The organism is Novosphingobium sp., assembly GCF_965214355.1.
Lineage (GTDB): Bacteria > Pseudomonadota > Alphaproteobacteria > Sphingomonadales > Sphingomonadaceae > Novosphingobium.
The window spans coordinates 3,352,691-3,371,616 of sequence record NZ_CBDCBI010000002.1 but is presented as its reverse complement, the minus strand read 5'-3'; the positions used below and the strand labels follow the sequence as shown (position 1 = coordinate 3,371,616).

At 64.8% G+C, this 18,926-nt stretch carries 6 protein-coding genes; all 6 read left to right on the top strand.

Annotated features, from left to right (window positions below):
* Position 1: 1 nt before the first annotated feature.
* On the top strand, positions 2-1,819 hold the full coding sequence (locus tag ACOOE2_RS15585) for a DUF2341 domain-containing protein (RefSeq protein ID WP_420383907.1): 1,818 nt from the start codon (positions 2-4) through the stop codon (positions 1,817-1,819).
* Positions 1,820-1,865: 46 nt separating this feature from the next.
* Positions 1,866-2,273, top strand: a complete 408-nt coding sequence (locus ACOOE2_RS15580; RefSeq protein ID WP_420383906.1) for an ExbD/TolR family protein — start codon at positions 1,866-1,868, stop codon at positions 2,271-2,273.
* 14 nt (positions 2,274-2,287) lie between these two features.
* On the top strand, positions 2,288-3,013 hold the full coding sequence (locus ACOOE2_RS15575) for a TonB C-terminal domain-containing protein (RefSeq protein ID WP_420383905.1): 726 nt from the start codon (positions 2,288-2,290) through the stop codon (positions 3,011-3,013).
* Between the two features lie 48 nt (positions 3,014-3,061).
* Positions 3,062-4,942, top strand: a complete 1,881-nt coding sequence (locus tag ACOOE2_RS15570; RefSeq protein WP_420383904.1) for a putative porin — start codon at positions 3,062-3,064, stop codon at positions 4,940-4,942.
* Entirely contained in the window at positions 4,942-5,493 is a 552-nt protein-coding gene (locus tag ACOOE2_RS15565) for a hypothetical protein (protein WP_420383903.1), read from the top strand. Before ACOOE2_RS15570 ends, ACOOE2_RS15565 begins: the two co-directional genes overlap by 1 nt.
* Positions 5,494-5,564: 71 nt before the next feature.
* Positions 5,565-18,926: a filamentous haemagglutinin family protein gene (locus tag ACOOE2_RS15560; protein WP_420383902.1), complete on the top strand. Its 13,362-nt coding sequence runs from the start codon at positions 5,565-5,567 to the stop codon at positions 18,924-18,926.

The window sequence follows — 18,926 nt, the reverse complement described above, 5'->3', positions numbered from 1 at the left end:
AGTGACCCGTATCGTGTTGGCGATCCTGCTGGTGCTGGGACTGTCGGGGCTAGCCGCACCGGCCGCGGCCGCCGGGGACCAGGGCTGGTGGAACAAGGACTGGTCATACCGCAAGGCGGTAACCGTCGACACATCGCCATCGGGGGTCAACGTCACCGGCGCGATCGGGCGCACGGTAGTGCTGGTGCGGCTGCACAGCGGCAATTTCACCTTTACCGACGCGATGCCCAACGGCGCGGACATCCGCTTTGTCGACAGCGACAACAAGACGCCGCTGCCGTTTCATATCGAACATTTCGACGCCGGCGTGGGCATTGCCACCGCCTGGGTTTCGGTGCCTAATCTCAATGGCGGCGAAAAACGCGCGATCTGGCTGTATTTCGGCAACAAGAGCGCGCCGGTCGGTGCCGATGAAAAGGGCACGTACGACCCCGATTACATGGCGGTCTATCATTTCTCCGAAAAGCCCGGCACACCGTCGAACGATTCCAGCGCGAATGCCAACAACGCCAAATCGGCGCCTCCCGGGCTTGATGACGGCGGGATCGTCAGCAGCGCGGCGCGCTTTCCCGGACAAGGCGAAATCCAGATCGCCGAATCCGGATCGCTGGCGATGCCGGCCGCGGCGCCCTTCACGTTCACCGCCTGGGTCAAGCCCGACCAGCTGGCCGGCACATCGGCGATCTTTGCGCGCGGCGGGCTGACTGTCGGGCTGAACGCCGGCGTGCCGTTCGTATCGGGCCCGGGCATTTCGCTGCAGGCCAAGACCGCGCTGAAGCAGGGTGACTGGAGCCAGGTGGCGTTCGTCAGCGATGGCAAGGTGACGCATCTCTACGTCAATGGCGCCGAACAGGGCACGGGCGCCGGCGCGTTGTCGGCGATTGCCGGCCCGGCCACGCTCGGCGGGGCCGCGGGGCAGCCGTTCAATGGTGAACTCGATGAAGTGCGCCTGTCCAAGACCGCGCGCCCGGCCGGCATGATCCAGGTCATGGCCGAAGCCGAAGGCAAGGGCGGCAAGCTCGTCACTGTGTCTGAAACCGCCGAAAAGCAAAGCTCGGGCGGCGGTGTGTTCTTTTTCGTGTTGTCGAAGCTTGAAGGCGTCGATGAAGTGGTGGTCGGCGTGTGCCTCGTGCTCACGACGATCTCGGCCCTGGTGATGGCCAACAAGTTCCGGTACTTTGCCAAGTGCACCAAGGGCAACGCGGCGTTCATGCGAGTGTTTCGCCAGATGGACGACGAACTGGTGCCGACTGCGCAGATCCAGGGGCTGGACAAGAAGCAGACCCAGTTGATCAAGGACGCGCCGCTCGCGCATATCTACGATGTCGGCATCGAGGAGTTCAACCGGCGCAAGGCGCGCTGGGGCAGTCGCCCGCTGACCTCGCAGGCGATCGATTCGATGCGTGCGGTCGCCTCCGAAGTCGTCGTCCATGAAAACCACAAGCTCGATGCCTGGATGGTGATCCTGACGATCGCGATTTCGGGGGGCCCGTTCATCGGTCTGCTCGGCACGGTGATGGGTGTGATGAACACGTTCGGCGGCGTGGCGATGGCGGGCGACGTGAACGTCAACGCAATCGCGCCGGGGATCGCGGCCGCGCTGCTGGCAACGATTTCGGGGCTGTTCTGCGCCATCCCGTCGCTGTTCGGCTACAACTATCTCAACTCGATGGTGATCCCGCTGGCCAGCGACATGGGCGTGTTCATCGACCAGTTGCTGACCCGGATTGCTGAAATGCAGGCCGACCAGGCTGCGACCGGCGAAATGGACCACTTCGGCATGGACGACATGTCGCTGGTCGGCGTCGACGATTTCTGAACTCCGCGCGATCCGACCTGACGACACGCACACAAGGACCTGAACCATGGATGTAGGTGGCGGCCGCAAGGCCTATGACGATATCAACATAACGCCGATGCTCGACCTGGCCTACGTGTTGCTGGTGATCTTCATCCTGATGGCGACCGCGTCGGTACAGGGGGTCAAGGTCGACCTGCCCAAGGCGAGCTCGGCCAAGAGCCTGGTCCAGCCCAAGATCGTGGCGATCACGGTCAACAACCAGGGCCAGATCTTCATGGATGCGTTTCCGGTGACGATTTCCGATCTCGAAACGCGGTTGCGCAATGCCAAGGCGACCAACCCCGACGTGCCGATCGTGCTCAAGGGTGACCAGGCCTCGCAATACGGCAAGATCATGGAAGTGCTCGACTTGTGCCGCCAGCTGGAGCTGAACAAGGTCGGGCTGGTTACCGGCAAGCCGACTGCATCGTGATCGTGTGACCGGGAATGGCGCAATCACCTCCTCCTGCCGACGAACCCGAGACGGGGGGATTGCTGCGCCGCTGGCCACTCCTGGTCGGCGTCGTGGTGGTCGTGGCGATCGTGTGGTTTATCTACAGCCAGATGAGCGTGACGACCGGGGTGAAAGTGGAAGCGCCACCGCCCGCCGTGATCAGCATGCTGCCGCCACCGCCCCCGCCGCCCCCGCCGCCGCCAAAGCCCGAACCCAAACCGCCCGATCCGTCGGAAAAACCAAATCCTGTGCCCAATCCGGAGCCCAAGCCGGCCTCGGCGCCGGCGGCCCCGGCGGCGATGTCGATCAACGGGCCGGCGCAGGCCGGAGCGGATTCGTTCGGGATGCAGTCGGGCAATGGCGGAGGCATGGGCGGCAGCGGCACGTGCCTGGGCACGAATTGCGGCGGCACGGGCGCGGGCGGCGGCGGCGGCACATCGATGAGCGATGTGTTCTACGGGCGATACCTCAGCGCCGTGCTGCAGGAAAAGGTGCAGCGCGACGACCGGGTCAACCGGCAGGTGTTCTCCGCCGATTTTGCGATCACGATGTCATCCGCCGGGCGGGTGACCGTGGTCACATTGCTGAAAACATCGGGCCGACCCGATCGCGACCAGGCGTTGCGCGCAATCCTGCTCAGTGCGGCCGATCTCGATCCGCCACCTGCGGGCATGCGCTTTCCGCGCAAGGTCACGGTGCGCGGCAAACGATCGTTGTAGGCCGGGAATATCCGGCACCGGCGCAAGACGATTAGAAGGAACGTTTCGATGTCACCGATCTGGACCCGCAAGGCTGCATTGCTGCTCTGCACGCCTGCCGCATTGCTGCTGGGTGTGGCCCCCGCGCATGCGCAGGCGGGTGCGGGTACGCCTGCGCGGGTGGCCGAAGCACCGTCGACAAATGCCATGGTCAATCTGGTGCGTTTGCTGGTCGCGCAAGGCACGATCTCGCGCACCAATGGCGACGCGCTGATCGCACAGGCGACGCAGGAAGCGGATCTGGCGCTGGCCGCGCAAGCCGACGCGCATCGTGCGTTCGCGCTCGTGGCGCCGCAGGGCAGTCCCACAGGTACCCCCGCTGCATCCGGAGCCGCGCTGGCCATGATCGACCGCCCGGGCTCGTCCGCACCTGCGCCCGCCGAAGGGTCTGCCACTCTGCCGCCGCCGGCTGCGGGCACGATCCGCGTGCCCTATGTGCCGCAAGTGGTGCGCGACCAGATCCGCGACGATCTGCGCGCCGACATCATGCACCAGGCGCGTGTCGAAGGCTGGGCGTCGCCCGGTATGTCGGTCCCCGAATGGGTCAAGGGCCTGCACATTCACGGTGATCTGCGGCTGCGTTCGCAATCGGATGTCTACAGCCGGTTCAATGCAACCGATGTTCCCAATTTCCAGGCAATCGTGAATTCCGGGCCGCTCGACCTGCTGAGCGGTGCGATCCCGTTCGAGAACGCGGTCGAGAACAAGTACAACCTGCTGGGCGTGCGCGTGCGGCTCGGATTTGATTTCGGCGTCAGTTCATCGACTAAAATCGGCGTCGAACTTGCCAGCGGCAACAACAACGCGCCGACATCGACCAGCGCGACGCTCGGCAACGGGTTTTACAAGCGCAATGTCTATCTGAACAAGGCTTATATCGAACAGCGGCTGACCAGCAACGCGGTCATTACTGCCGGGCGCATGGACAATCCGTTCCTGTCGACCGATGCGCTGTTCAACACCGAGCTGAAATTCGACGGTATTGCCGCGCAAGTCAGCTTCCCCCACCGCGTGTTCGGCTATGCCGATTTCACGCTGCGGGGCGGGGCGTTCCCGCTCGATTTCGGCGACCAGAATTTCCCGGATACCGCAACGCTTAAACAGCAGAACCACCAGAAATGGCTGTTTGCCGGCCAGATCCTGGGCGAGGTGCATCTGGGTGGCGAGGCCAACCTCAAACTTGCTGCAGGGTATTATTTCTACAGGAACACGCAAGGGCGCCCATCGGCGCCGTGCGCGCTGGGGTTTGGCGATACGCAGTGTTCGACCGACTGGTCGGCGCCGTTTTACGTGCAATCGGGCAACACGCTGTTCCAGATCCGCGATATCGTCAACAGCGCGGGGCAGTCGGTCGATGGCAACCAATTGCTTGGTCTTGCCGAAAAATTCCATGTGCTCAACGCGATGGCTGTGCTCAAGGTCCCGGTCAGCGACAAGACGCAATTCACGCTGCTGGGCGAATACCTGCGCAATCTGGCGTTCACGCGCAACGTCTGCGGCCACGGCGAAGCCTACGAGCCGGTCAACAACGGTGGCGCGGGCGGCAGCGGCAACATCTGCGACCCGGTCGCGGCGAAACGCACGCCGTTCGTCGGCGGCGGGCAGGGCTTCCAGGTGCTGGCCAGCATCGGCTATCCCGCGCCGCGCCAATGGGGTGAATGGCGCGCGTTCCTGGGCTATAAATACCTGCAGAGCGATGTCGTGCTCGATGCGTTCAACGACGATTCGTTCCACCTTGGCGGGACCAATGCCAAAGGCTTCACGCTTGGCGGGTCGCTCGGCTTGTCACAGGGGGTGACAGGGACGGCCCGCTGGATCAGCACCAACCAGGTTTCGGGCGTACCGCTGGCGATCGACGTGTTCCAGTTCGATCTGAACGTGGCGTTCTGATGCGCGCGCTGCTGGCCCTTGTCGCATGCACGATGGCACTGCCCGGCACGGCATTTGCCGCAACGCCGGTCGGCGCGCCTGCGCCCGCTGTGGCTCCGGCGCAGGCCGGGATCGATGCCCCGCCCAGCGAGGCCGCGCGGATCGAAGCGTTGCAGCAACGCCTGCTTGCCAGCCAGCAGACGATCGCGACGCTCGAACGCGAACTGGCATCGGCCAGGAACCGTGCGGTGGTGATGGACGAATGCCGGATCAAGAACGGACGGCTGGTGTTTATCGGTCGCGAACTGATCGAAGGCTACGAAAAGCGCTACCAGCTTACCCACAAGGATCCGTTGCAGATGGGTCGCCGCCGGTTCGAATTCGAACTGCAGGCGTTGTCGGACGCGATCTATACCAATCGCATCGATGTGCCGGTGCCCCCGTTGCCGGGGGAAACCGCGCCGTCCGGCACCCCGGAGCGCAACCCCGGCGGCACGACGCCGGCGGCCCCGGCCCCTCCAGCGCCAGCACCCGCAGCGCCGGCCACTCCCGCCCGCGAAAGGGCAAATTGATCATGGCAGCCATGCGACGGACACGATCGGCAGGGGCGACAAGGCTGCCATTGCCGCCACAAGCGCGCCGCGTGCATCCGCTCGCCGGCGTCAGCTTGGCCGCGCTGCTGCTCGGCCTGTCCTCCACGCCGGCGGCCGCGCAATTGGCAAAGCTGCGCAGCAATGCCGGCACCGTCAATCCCGCCTCTGCTGCTGCGGCGACGACGGCGGCCCCGGTGCGCCCGGTCACGATGACTGATGCGCTGGCACGTCAACAGGCGATGCAGACGAAGGCCGCACAATTGCAGATTTATGTGCAATCGGCGCGCAATGCCGCCTATACCTCGGTCAATGGCGCATCGGCGGTAACCGATGGCATTTCGGCCGCCGGGCTCAATCCGATCGCCCCGGTCAAGGCGCTGACCGTCTATGCTGCGGCGGGCGCCGCTGCCGGCACTGTCACGGCCAATTCCGCACCGACCGCAAACCTGGCGGCCAACGACAGCACCGGTCTCAACACCTGGGATGGCGCAAAGGCGCCGGTGCAGAGCACGTCGAGCGCGGGCGCGGTGACGGTTACCATCACCCAGACGCAGAAGAATGCGCTGCTCAGCTGGCAGAATTTCGACATCAGTACCAACACCACGCTCGCGTTCGTGCAGCAGTCGGGCGGGGTTGCGCAACCCGGCTGGACCGTAGTCAACCGCGTGGTCAATTCGGCCAATCCCAGCAAGATTCTGGGGGCGATCAAGGCCGACGGCACCGTGCTGATCCTCAACAACAACGGCGTCATCTTCGGACCGAAATCGCAAGTCAGCCTGAACGCGCTGATCGCCAGCACGCTCGAACTGGGCAATTTTGCGTCGAATGTCGTGACCAGCGGTCAGGCGCAATTTTTCCTGTCCTCGACGATCGCGCAGCGCAACACCGCGTTCCTGCAGAACGGCCTGCTGGTCAACGGCGTGGGCGGTTATCAGGGGCAGCTCTTGTCCGCGCTGTTGCCGCAGGGGCTGTACAACGCCAATGACGCGCTGCCCAATCCGGCGGCGGGTTCGGTCATCGTCGACAGCGGCGCCACGATCACGTCGGGCGAGGGCGGGTATATCATCCTGGCCGGCCCGAGCGTGATCAATGCCGGATCGCTCTATGCCACCGATGGTCAGGTCAGCCTGCAGGCGGGCGAAAACATCGGGGCGGTCGCGTCTGCCGGCGGTGCAGGCAGCATCGATGCGAACGTGCGCGGGCTGGTGCTGTCGAGCCAGGTTCCGGTGGTGCCGACGCTGCCGCAGGCGCCCACCCCCGACCAGGGCGATGTGGTCAATCTGGGCTATATCGAATCGCGGCGCGGTTATATTTCGCTGGGCACCGCGATCAACGGCACGGTCGAAAACGATGGCCTGTTGCAATCGACCACCAGTGTGTCGCGCAATGGCTATATCCGCCTGACCGGCGGCACGGTCACGCTGGGCGGCGGGGCGACCGGTGCGACGGCCAGCGGCATCGTGATCATGCCCGACGCCGATGGCGAAACCGTGCCGCAGGGCACGCCGGATGCGCCGCCCGCGTTCAAGACATCGCAAGTGGCAATCGGCGATTCGGTCACGACGTATCAGTCGACCACGCCGGGCCCTGCGATCGCGCTGTTTCCAGCGATGGTCACCATAGGGCAGAACGCATTCATCTACGCGCCCAGCGGCAATGTCGTGATCGGCGCCGATGCGTCGCAGGGCAATATCGCGTTGCAGCCCGAAGTCGCCAGCGGCGTGTCGATCGCGGCGGGCGCGACGATCGACGTTGCGGGCATGATGGATGTCGCCGTCAGCGCGTCGTCGAACAGCGTCGTGATAAGCCCGGCCAAGCAGAACGAATTGCGCGACACGCCCAATTACCGTTCGGTCACGACCGACGGCAGTTTCACGCTGAACGGCGCGACCCTGTATGTCGATGCCACGACATCGGGCGTGCGGTCCGACGGGGTGGCGTGGCAGGGCTCGCCGCTGGTCGAAGCAGCCAGCGCGATCAGCCAGGTACCCGTATCGGCCGCGCAACTGATGACCAGAGGCGGCACGATCAGCATCGATGTCGGCGCGCAGAACAGCACCAGCAATCTCGATCCGTCGCAAGTACCCGCCATCGCCATCGCCAAAAGCGCCGTGTTCGATTTCGCCGGTGGCTGGGTGCGGTATGACGCGGGCTATGTGCTGTCGAGCGAGCTGATCACCGGATCGGGCGGCGCGGTCAACATCGCCAATGCCAGCGCCAATGGCGACTATGTCGCAGTGGTCAACGGGTTTACCGCGACGCAGCCGGGGGCCGGCATTTCGCAGACGTATTACAATGCCGCGATCCAAGGCGAAAAATATGTGTCGAGCTATGACGAAGGGCGCGATGCGGGTGCGGTCGAAATCGTCGGATCTAACATCGCGTTTGGCGCCACCGTCTACGGCAACGCCTTTGCCGGCGCATACCAGCTCGCCGGCGCGCAAGTGGCCAGCGCCGGTTCGAGCATCGCCGGCGATCCGCGCAAACTGCAATACAGCAAATCCCAGCTGCCGTCGGGCGGGCTGTTCCGCATCGGCGCGTTCAGCGGCAAATCCGGAATCGGGCTGGGCCAGGATTTTGTGCTCGACAACGGCGCCCCGGTCGCGGCCAACCTGGCGGATATCCGGCTCGATGCGCAGATGCTGTCGCAGGCCGGCCTTTCGGCGCTAATGCTGCAGACGAGCGGCGCAATCACCCTGGCGGCGCCGGTGCACCTGACACTGGCCGCAGGCGGGACGCTCGAACTCGATGCCGGGCGCACGATCAGCTTGGATGGCACGGTCCGCATTGCCGGCGGAACGATCGCGGCGCAGACCTATCAGCTGACCACGGCAGGCAGCCCGGGCATCGGCAGCGTCGGCAATCCCTATCGCAGCGATGACGATATCGGCGCAACGTATGCGGGCGCGGCCACTCCGCCATCGCCGTTCGATGTAATCGTCAATGGCACGCTCGATGTGTCGGGCAAATGGACCAACGATTATTCCGTCAACACCGCGCCGCAGGGTTCGGCCTGGACAGGCGGGGGTTCGATCCGGCTTACCGTTGCGCCCAAGGTATTTGTGCCGATCAGCGCGGATACGCTGGGCGACATTTCGGGCAGCATCCTGATCAACCAGGGCAGCCGCCTCGATGTGTCCGCCGGGGGGTACGTTTCGGCCAAGGGCGCGCTGACGCTGACGGCCAAAGGCGGCAATGTCAGCTTGATCGACGAAACGATCTATGCGGCGATTTCGCCGTTGCAGCCGGTCAATGGCGACAACGCGGGCACGACCGTCACCGGCCAGGGCGTGGCGTTCAACCCGGTCATGGCGCAAACCACCACGGTCGGCGTCATTCCCCAGGCGGTGGTCGCGACCGAGACCAGCGTCGTCAAATTCGCGCCGGGCAGCATCACCGGCTTCGGTTTCGGCGGCGGCGGCACATTCACGCTGATCGCGCCCGATATCGCGGTGACGGCTGCAGGCGTCACCACCGGCGGCGATGCCAATGCCACCGTCATCCCGCTCGATTTCCTGAAATCAACAGGCTTTGGCACGCTTAATCTGACGACGTACCATTCGGCGATTTATGCCGGTCTGTTCGACAGCGGCAGCGCGGGGCTGTCCGCCTTCCTCGACACCACCCGCGTGGTGGTGGGCAGTGGCCAGACGCTCGACCTGAACCAGTCGCTGCTGCCCGATATCCTCGACGCCGCCACCACGCAGCGCCTGCTGGCACTGCCCGGCGGCAGCAATATCGCCTCGGTCTTGACCGCTGCCGTGCCGGTTTCGGCCTGGTATCAAAAGGCTGCGACGCTCGATCTCAATGGCCTGATGGAACTCGATGTCGAGGCTGGCGGCGCAGTGACCGGCGCACCGCTTGCGACGATCATTGCGCCCAAATTGTACAACGCGGGGGTCATCGATCTGCCCGGAGGCGTCATTTCGATCGCCGCCAATCTGCCCGTCGCGCTGGCGGCGCAGGGCTATGGCATCACCGATCCGGCGCTGGGCGGAAGCGGCTTTGGCGGGGTGTTTGGCGGGACCAATGCCCAAGGGCAATATCAGCTCGATGCGGCCAACACCGCCGGGCTGACCGACGGCAACGGGCAGGTCCTGACCAACAACCAGATTTTTACGACCGTCGGCTCGGAAAAATTCCTGTATGTCCTGGGGCAGGTCGCCGAAGCTTCAGGGATCGAGCTGAAGGCGGGCAGCACGACCAATCTGGCCGGCACGGTCATTCTCGATCCTCTCGCGCCGATCGCGCCTGCCGGCACGCAATATCGCGTCGGCAAGGTGATCGATGGCGGCACGATCGTGTCGGCGGCGACAATCACGACATCGTCTGCCGTGCTGTTCGCCGCACCCGCCTATGGGTATGAGGCCTATCCCGATCCGGCCAGCACGGCGCCATCTCCGCCCGCCCAACCGTTGCAGACTGCGCCGCGTGAAATCGTCGCCATGCCGGGCTCAACCATCGATATCCGCGGGACGAGTGCGCTGCTCGATGTCGTCGATGCGCAGGGGAAATACGTCCGGTCGTTGCAATGGAGCAATGGTGGGTCGATCGCGCTGCTGGCCGGCGGCACATTGTCGGGCGCCACCGTGCTGGCGTCGGGCGGCACCGCGCAAGCGACTGGTGGCACGCTGGAATGGCTCGATCCGATCGTTCGCGGCACCGACCCTTGCGCGGGCGCGGCGCATTGCGTCGGCGCGAACAATGTCGCCTATGCCGACCAGATCATCAAGTCGGGGTTCAGCACGCTGATCGCCGATGGCGGCCTTGCGCTCGATGGCACGTTCACGCTGGCGCTGCCTCGCGCGCTGCTGGTGCAATCGCCGGTGGCGATCGACGGCGCGGCAGTGGGTGCCAATGCCGCGGTCACGATTTCGGCAACGGCGGGCACCGTCGCCACGATCACCGCGCCCTATATCAATTTCACCAGCACCGCGGGCAGCGGCAACACCGCGCTTGGAACCGCGACCGGCAATGCCGTGGTCACGTTTGCGGCGGGCGTGTCGGGCATGGATTTCATCGGCGGGATCACGTTCGACGCTTCGATCGGTCAGGTCAACCTGAACAGCGCGGCCGATGTGCGCCTGATCGGGGTCGACGATCGCAGCGCGGCAAGCCAGGCGCCCGTGCTCGACGGCGCGCTGGTCGCGGCGGGCAATATCACGTTCGATGCGGCGCGGGTCTATACCACCACCGGCACGGGCAATCTGCAGCGCATTCTCGAGGATGCCGCCGGCGCCGTCGATCCGAACCCGCCAGCGCCATACCTGCTGACCGCGCTCGGCCAGTCGACGATCACGTTCCTGGGCGACCATATCGACAAGACCACGCCGCTGTCGGCCGGATCGTATCTGCAGGTCGAGGCTGCGTCGGTCACGCAGGACGGGTATCTGGCCGCACCGTTCGGCCGGATCGATTTCGGGACGTATGCCAATCCGGTCGCCGATGTCGTGTTCGGTGCGCAGAGCATAACCTCGGTGTCGGGCACCGGCATGGCCATTCCGTACGGTACGACGACCAACCTGTCGCAGTACTTCTTTACCGCCGGGACCGGCGCGGCGGTCAGCCGCCTGCCCAGCGGCGATCTGACGATCACGGGCACCAACATCACTGCCGCCAAGGGCAGCACGATCGACGGCGCGGGCGGCGGCAGTGTCTATGCCTATGAATTCGTATCGGGCACCGGCGGATCGCGCGATCTGCTCAGCCGGTTCAACACCGACCAGTACAGCAGCAACGGGTACAATGCGGCCACGGGGATCGGCTATCAATACGCCGACCAGCGCCAGGTCTATGCCATCGTGCCGCTGGCGCAGGCGCAGAAGATCGCGCTGTATGATCCGATCTATGCGGCCGATTACAGCAAGACGCCCGGCTTTGACGACAATGGCACGCATGGCCCGACCAATCTGTATGGCGCGAATGCCGGCATGGCGGTCACGCTGGATGGCGGCGGCGGGATCCCGGCGGGGCAATACGTGCTGATGCCGGCACATTATGCACTGCTGCCGGGCGCCTATCGCCTGGTCGAAAACGATGGCCAGGCCGCGCCCGGCGCCGGCACGGTGCAGACGCTGCGCGATGGCAGCGTGGTCATGGGCGGCACGTTTTCGACCGCCGGCACCGGCTATTCCGGGTCGCAGCGCTATTCATTCACGGTGGAAAGCCAGGCGACATTCCTGCGCTATTCCGACATCGTGACCACTGACGGCACGACCACGGTCAAGGCGGCGGCGGCCAGCGCGGGCAAGTCTGCGCCGTCCAATCCGCTCGATGCCGCGCAAGTCGTGCTCGATCCGCTGGCCAAGCTGACGATCGACGGCACGTTCAATCTGGCGGCCGCGACCGGCGGCAACGGGTCGCAAGTCGATATCCTGGGCAGCGACATCATCCTCAGCGCCACGGGCACATCGAAGACGGCAGGTGCGCTGGTGCTGTCCAACAAGACGCTGGCCAATCTGGATGCCAACAGCCTGCTGATCGGTGCGCAGCGCACCGACAATTCCGACGATACGACGTCGCTCGACGTTTCGGCGAGCAAGATCACCGTGCTTGACGGCGCGATTGTCAAGGTGCCCGAACTGGTGCTGGCAGTCGGTGGCAAGGGGTCGCGCCTGGTCATCAACGATGGTGCCAATCTGTTGTCCACCGGCACGCTCGATGATGCGCGCGCGGGCAATTATGTGATTACCGGCACCTTCACGCTGAAGGGGGCGGCGGTGCCCCAGCCCGGCCAGTTCGACACCACCGGGGTCGGTTCGCTGCTGCGCGTGGCCAACGGCGTGCAACGGCTGGTCGATCGCACCGGCACGGCCGAGGCGAACGCAAACCGGTCATCGACGCTCAAGATCGGCCTGGATGGTATCAGTGGCACGTCGCTGCTGTTCGACACCAACGACAAGTTTGATATTTCGGCGCGCGCGCAATTGAATGCCCCCAATCTCGCGCTGGTGGCGGGCACGATCAGTTTCGGCATGACCGGCACGGTCAATGCCGCGATCGAGGCCAAGTTTGCCGCAGCGACGACGCTGACGCTGGCTTCGAACAAAGCCATCACGTTTGACCCCGGGACCACGCACACTTTCAACAACCTGACGATCGATGCTCCGGGGATCGATCTGGGCAGCGAAAGCGGCGTGGCCGAGACACTGACGCTGAACACCGGCGCCGTCACGCTGCTCAACACGCATGGCGCGTCGCTGGGTTGCGGGGCAAAGGGCGCACCGGTTTGCGCCACCAGCGGCAATACGCTGACGATCAACGCCAGCAGCGTCACGCTGGGGTCCGGACAGTTCCGGACGTATGGTTTCGATCGCGCAATTGCGCTTGCCGCGACCAAGGGCCTGTATGTCGAAGGCGCGGGCTCGCTTGTGCTCGGGGCTGCCGCGCTGAGCGTGACCACGCCATTCGTGATCGATCGTGCTGCCGTGGTCGATCCCAATTCGCTGTCGTCCACGCCGAGCGACAGCGTGACCCCCAGCGGCAATTACACGATCCCGGTTGCGCCCCATTACGTGTTCGCCACCAGCGGTGCGATCCGCCTGCTGGCGCCGACCGTGGCATCGGGCACCTCGGCCCCGGCCCCACAGGGGATCCGCGCGCCCGGCGCCCAGATCGATTTCGGCACGGCGGCAGCACCGGTGGCCAGCCTGTCGATCGATGGCGTCGCGATCACCGCGACGGCGGGCATCATCGATGCCCGCTCGACCGGTTCGATCACGCTGGCCCATGACGCGTCGCTGTCGACGCCGGGGTACAGCCGCAGCTATGGCGATGCGCAGGATGTCGCGACGGTTTCGGCCGGTGGCGGCACGGTCAACCTGGTGTCGCTGGCCGGAAATGTGATTGCGCCTGTCGGCACCGCCATCTCTGTCGACAACGGCACCGGCAATGCCGGCACGCTCAATCTGAGCGCGGCCGAGGGCGGCGTGACGCTTGGCGCGACGCTCGATGCCGGCGCAAGCGGCACGCGCGCGGCATCGCTGACGCTCGATTCGCAGGATGCCGGCTTCGACCTGTCGGCCTTTGCCCACCAGTACGGCCAGTTGTTCCAGGGCGCCCTGTCGATCCGCACGGGTACTGGCGATCTGAATCTTGCTGGCGGCGCCACGCTCAAGGCGAGCGGCGTGACCCTGACTGCCGATGGCGGCATGGTCACGATCGGCGGCACGATCGACACATCGGGCACGAGCATCGCGGGCATGACCGCGACACAGGCCGCGCATGCCGTGGTCGATAGCGGCAATATCGCGCTATGGGGTATGACCGGGGTCACGCTTGCCGACAAATCGCTGCTCGATACGCACACCAGCGGGTACGCCGACACCGATCTGCGCCAGGCGAGCGCGGGCGACATCACGATCGGGGTCGGTCAGACTGCAAACGGCGCGATCACGATCGCATCGGGCGCGACGCTGAACCTTGGCGCCACGCGCACCGAGGCGGCGATCGCAGCAGGCCAGACCGGCAACCGGCTGGTGGCCGAAACCGTCGCCAATCCCAACACCCTGGTCAACACCACGGTCTACAATTTCGTCGCGGCCGACAGCGGTGGCACGCTGCTGCTGCGCGCGCCCGTGGTGGCCGCACCCGCCGCGAGCCAGGCGCGGTGGGGCATCAACATCGCCATCGGCAAGAGTGCCACGATCACCGGTGCGGCTGCGCAACAGATCGAGGGGTATTACACGTACAATCTCGACGCGATCGCTGCGGCCGGCACCTATTCCGGGGTGACGGCGGTGGCCAAAGGGGTGCAACTGGACCCCACGGCCAACGGCACCAACATCTTGTCCGACCTGTTTATCGGCGCCGACGGCACACAATCCGTTCCGTCGTTCGTGCGCAACTTTTCGATCGCAGCCACCGACGGCACCACCGACCTTTCCGCCTTTGTCCAGCGCCCCGGCGTCAATCTGGTCTCCACCGGCAATATCAAGCTGGCGCAGACCTGGAACCTGGCCGCAGGTACGCTCGATACCGCAGCGGCCCTGGCCGCAGGCGATCTCAAGACCATCCCGGAGCTTGGCGCGCGCAGCGACGGCACCCCGTATTATGCCGTGGTGTCTGGCACCGAAAGCGACCTGCTGGCAAACCATGTCGATTTTGCATATCGCGTGGGTGGCAAGGCAAGCGGGCAGGCGGGCGTGTTCACGTTTGCGGCCGGGGGCAATCTCGATATCGCGGCCTCGATCAGCGACGGCTTCTTCAATTTTGCCGACAAGTCCGATGCGGTCTGGATCAATTACCAGCTGGGCGGCGGCACGCGCAACTATGTCGCGGGCGTAGTCGCCACGTGCGGCCAGGCCAACAATTGCAGCAATATCGCCGACTATTCGCTGGCTGCGATCATCGCCGGCAGCCCGTCGCTCGCGATCGACCTGACCTCGTACTACGGCGTCCAGCAGGGCGCATCGAGCGTTCTGGCGCCGTACGATCCGGCAGCCAATTCGGCCACTGCGGCCGGCAGCAATGTCAATCCGTCGAACAGCGGCACAGCCGGCGGCGATGCGCTGGGCTTTGCCGAACTGTTCCCGCTTTTGCCCGGTGGCGGCACGGTCCAGTCGAGCAGTCTGCGGCTGGTCGCAGGGGCCTCGTTCACCACCAGTCCGCAGACCGGGGCTGTCACATTTTCGGCCAACCCGCTGCATGTCGATCCGGCCAGCGGCGCCGGCGTGACAGTCGAAGGCACCAGCGAATATGCGGTTTCGGCCAGTGCCGCGACGATCAGCATCAGCAACACGCTCGATCTGCTGCTTGCGGTAAACGGCAGCACCCCGGCGACCGATCCGGTATTCGCCCTGACCTCGCTGATCGGCACGACCAGCACGGCGGCCAGTGCCAATCGCCTGACCGCGACATCGCTCACCACGGTGAACTGGGGTGATGCGCGCAGCAACGTGCCGGCGGCGCTGGGCCAGGATGCGAGGGCATTCTTCACCAATGCCAGCCAGGGCACGCTGATCGCCGATTCATTCGGTTATTCGGGCGTACAGGCGCCGCTCGGCCAGATTGTCGCATTCCTGCAGAAATACAGCGCCGATTACCTGCAGTATTTGGGATCACGTGGCCAGGGCGCGCCTGTGGGGTCGATCAACGCGCCAACGCTGATCAATTACACCGATCCGGTGGCCAATGTGAACACGCTGGTGCGCACCGGCAACGGCACGATCGCTGTCGCCGCCAGTGGCAATGTCGATCTGACCAACGAGGCGTACAACCTGGCCAACAACGGCTCTGCGATCATCTATCGCGATGCCAACGGCGCGTCGAAGGCTGCCAAGGGCAAGCCTTATACCGCAAATTCCAAAGGCGTTGCGCAAGTCGGCGGCACCGCGATCTATACTGCAGGGGCGCGCCTGGCCGGAACTGCGCTGACGGCGACGATCGTGGGCACCGACACGCAGGTATCGGTGACGCCCGTCAGTCCCGACCAGACGATCGCCGCGCAAAGCGCCAGCTTCACCCCATCGCCCAAGGGGTACGACACGCAAGGCGCGGTGTTTGCCACCGGTGGTGGCGCCATCTCGGTTTCGGCAGGCGGCAGCGTGCTCGCGCTGACCGACGACTGGAGCGCGGCCAATTTGGTCAGCGGCGCGACATACAACAAGGCGTTCGTCTCGCCATTCGACGCCACCACGATCGGCGACAACACGCAGTTGTGGCGTGTCGGCAATGTCGGCCAGGATACCGAAATCGCCATTGCGCCGAAATATTTCACCAGCGGGATCGGCGCTTTGGGCGGGGGCGATGTCGCCATTGCCACCGGCGGCAGCGTCACCGAACTGACCGTGGCGCTCGACAATTCGGCCACCACGGCCAGCACGGCCGCAGGGCCGGTGCTGATAACGCAAGGGCGGGGCAGTTTGGCGGCGCATATCGCCGGCGATCTGAACGGCGGGCAAATCGACGTGGCCGATGGCACTGCCACTGTCGATGTCGGTGGCAACGTGCAGTCGATCAACAACGAATACCTCCAGGTGCGGATTGCAGACACCGCGTTCACGCTGACCGCCGACGGCTCGATCGCAATGGCCGGCGTTTCGGCACTGGCCGCGGCAAACGGCGGCAATGCCAACGCCGAATACAATGCCGCCGGGTATTTCGCCCCGGCCGCCAGTTTTACCGCCACGGCAACCGGTGCGCTCGATTATACCGACAACCGGACCAACCAGACCGTTCCGTTCCAGCTTGGCGCGGGCAATTCGGGCATTTTCGGCGGTAGCGTTTTGCCGCCGAGCGTCAGTCTGTCGGCGCTGACCGACAGCATGGCCACGCCGGGCGAACCGCTGGAGCTGTACCCATCGGCCATCGGCGAACTGGCGTTGTTCAGTGCGGGCAATATCAGCTCCCTGGTCATTGCGATGAGCGACAGCCAGCCTTCGCTGTTGCCGGGGGCGTTCACCGCGTCGGTCATTTCGCTGACATCGACAACGGGATCGGGTTCGGGCGACGTGACCACGCTGCAGGGGCTGGGCTTCGGGATTCCCGGCGTCACGCCGACCACCAGTCCGGGCCTGCTGCGGATCTATCACGACCAGGCCATCACGCATGCCGACGATGCCAACCCGATCCGCATCTACGCCGGGGTGGATATTGCCAACGCGCTGATCAATGTGCCCAAGGAAGCCGAAGTGATCGCCGGGCGCGATATCACCAATCTGTATTTCACCGGTCAGAACATCAACGCGAGCGATACCACTGTAGTACAGGCCGGGCGCGATATCGCCGGCACTGCGGCGACCTCGGCATTGTACAATCTGCCTTATGTCGTCTCGAGCGATTACGTGCTGGGCGGCCCGGGCAATTTCCTGGTGCAGGCGGGGCGCAACATCGGCCCGTTCATCAATTCGGCAGTGGTGAACAATGTCAGCTATCCCGGCGGCATCCAGACCGTCGGCAATCTGTATGATCCGTGGCTGACCGGAGCGGGCGCCAACCTGACCGTGCTGTTCGGCGTGGCCGGCGGGATCGACTATGCGGCGTTCGAAAAGACATATCTCGATCCGGCCACCTTTGCGCAGCTCGACGGGTCGTTGTTCGTCCAGACCGCCGATGCGCTGGGCAACAATCATCCCGATCGCACCAAGCAGATCTATGCGCCCATCCTGGCGGAATGGCTGCGCGACAACGATCCGGTGGCCTTCGCGACAATTTTCGGGCTTGGCACCTTTGCCGATACCCCGAGCGCCGTTGCGAAAATTGCAGGATCGGATCTTGCCAACACGGATGCCGGCAATGCCGCGCTGACGAAGGCGTCTTACGGCCAGAGCAAGGCGATGTATGCCGCCTTCACGCAAGTCAACGCGCTGGAACAGGACCAGTTCCTGATCAACGATGTGTATTTCCACGAATTGCAACAGCCGGCCGAGCCCACCAGTCCGTCGTATCTGCAATACTTTCGCGGATACCGCGCGATCGACACGCTGTTTCCGACAAGCATGGGCTACACCGACAACCTGGCGGTCTACACCGTCAATTCCGCGACGGTTAGCACCGACCATCCGCAGGGCGTGCCGACGCGCAATCTGTTGAATGGCGAACCGGCCAAGGCCACGCAAGTCCACACCGGCAACGCCAACCTGGAACTGGCCACCTTGCAGACCGACAGCGGCGGCAACCTGACGATCCTGGGGCCGGGTGGCAATTTCATTGCCGGCTCGGTCGTGCGAACCTCGACCCAGGCCGCCAGCATCGTCACCCGCTTTGGTGTGGATCCCACGCAGAACCTGGCGTTCGGCGCGATTTCGGGTAGCGCCGCCAACCGCATCAGCGCGATCCCGATCGGATATGAAGGCGTGCTAACGCTCAATGGCGGTGCGGTCAGCGCATTCACCGACGGCAATTTCCTGGTCAACCAGAGCCGCATTTTCACCGAAGCCGGCGGCGATATTACCATGTGGTCTTCCAACGGCGATCTCAACGCCGGCGAGGGTCCCAAGACGGCATCGAACTTCCCGCCGGTCACGGTTGCCACGGATCTCGATGGATACAGCACCGTCGACAGCGCCGGCAGCGTGTCGGGGGCGGGCATCGGCGCGTTTCAGCGCCTGCCGACCGACCCGGCGTCATCGATCATCCTGGTGGCGCCTGCCGGCCTGGTCGATGCCGGCGACGCCGGGGTGCGCGCATCGGGCAACATCCTGGTCGCGGCCGCGCATGTCGCCAATGCGGATTCGTTCAGCGCCGGCGGCTCTATTTCAGGTGTCCCCGCGCGCGGTGCGACACCGGGAACGGCGCCTGCCAACAACAGCTCGACAATTGCTGCCGCGGCCAATGCGACATCGGCCAGCAATGACAACGGCCAGCAAAAATCGATCATCACCGTCGACGTCGAAGGTTTTGTGGGCAATGCCGCGCTTTGCGAAGACCCAGGCGTGACCGACCCGGAATGCCGCAAGAAGCAGGCGAACTAA

Bases quoted from the DNA above. Each gene is read 5' to 3' on its own strand.
- ACOOE2_RS15580 (WP_420383906.1), top strand. From the start codon at position 1,866: ATGGATGTAGGTGGCGGCCGCAAGGCCTATGACGATATCAACATAACG.
- ACOOE2_RS15575 (WP_420383905.1), top strand. From the start codon at position 2,288: ATGGCGCAATCACCTCCTCCTGCCGACGAACCCGAGACGGGGGGATTG.
- ACOOE2_RS15570 (WP_420383904.1), top strand. From the start codon at position 3,062: ATGTCACCGATCTGGACCCGCAAGGCTGCATTGCTGCTCTGCACGCCT.
- ACOOE2_RS15565 (WP_420383903.1), top strand. From the start codon at position 4,942: ATGCGCGCGCTGCTGGCCCTTGTCGCATGCACGATGGCACTGCCCGGC.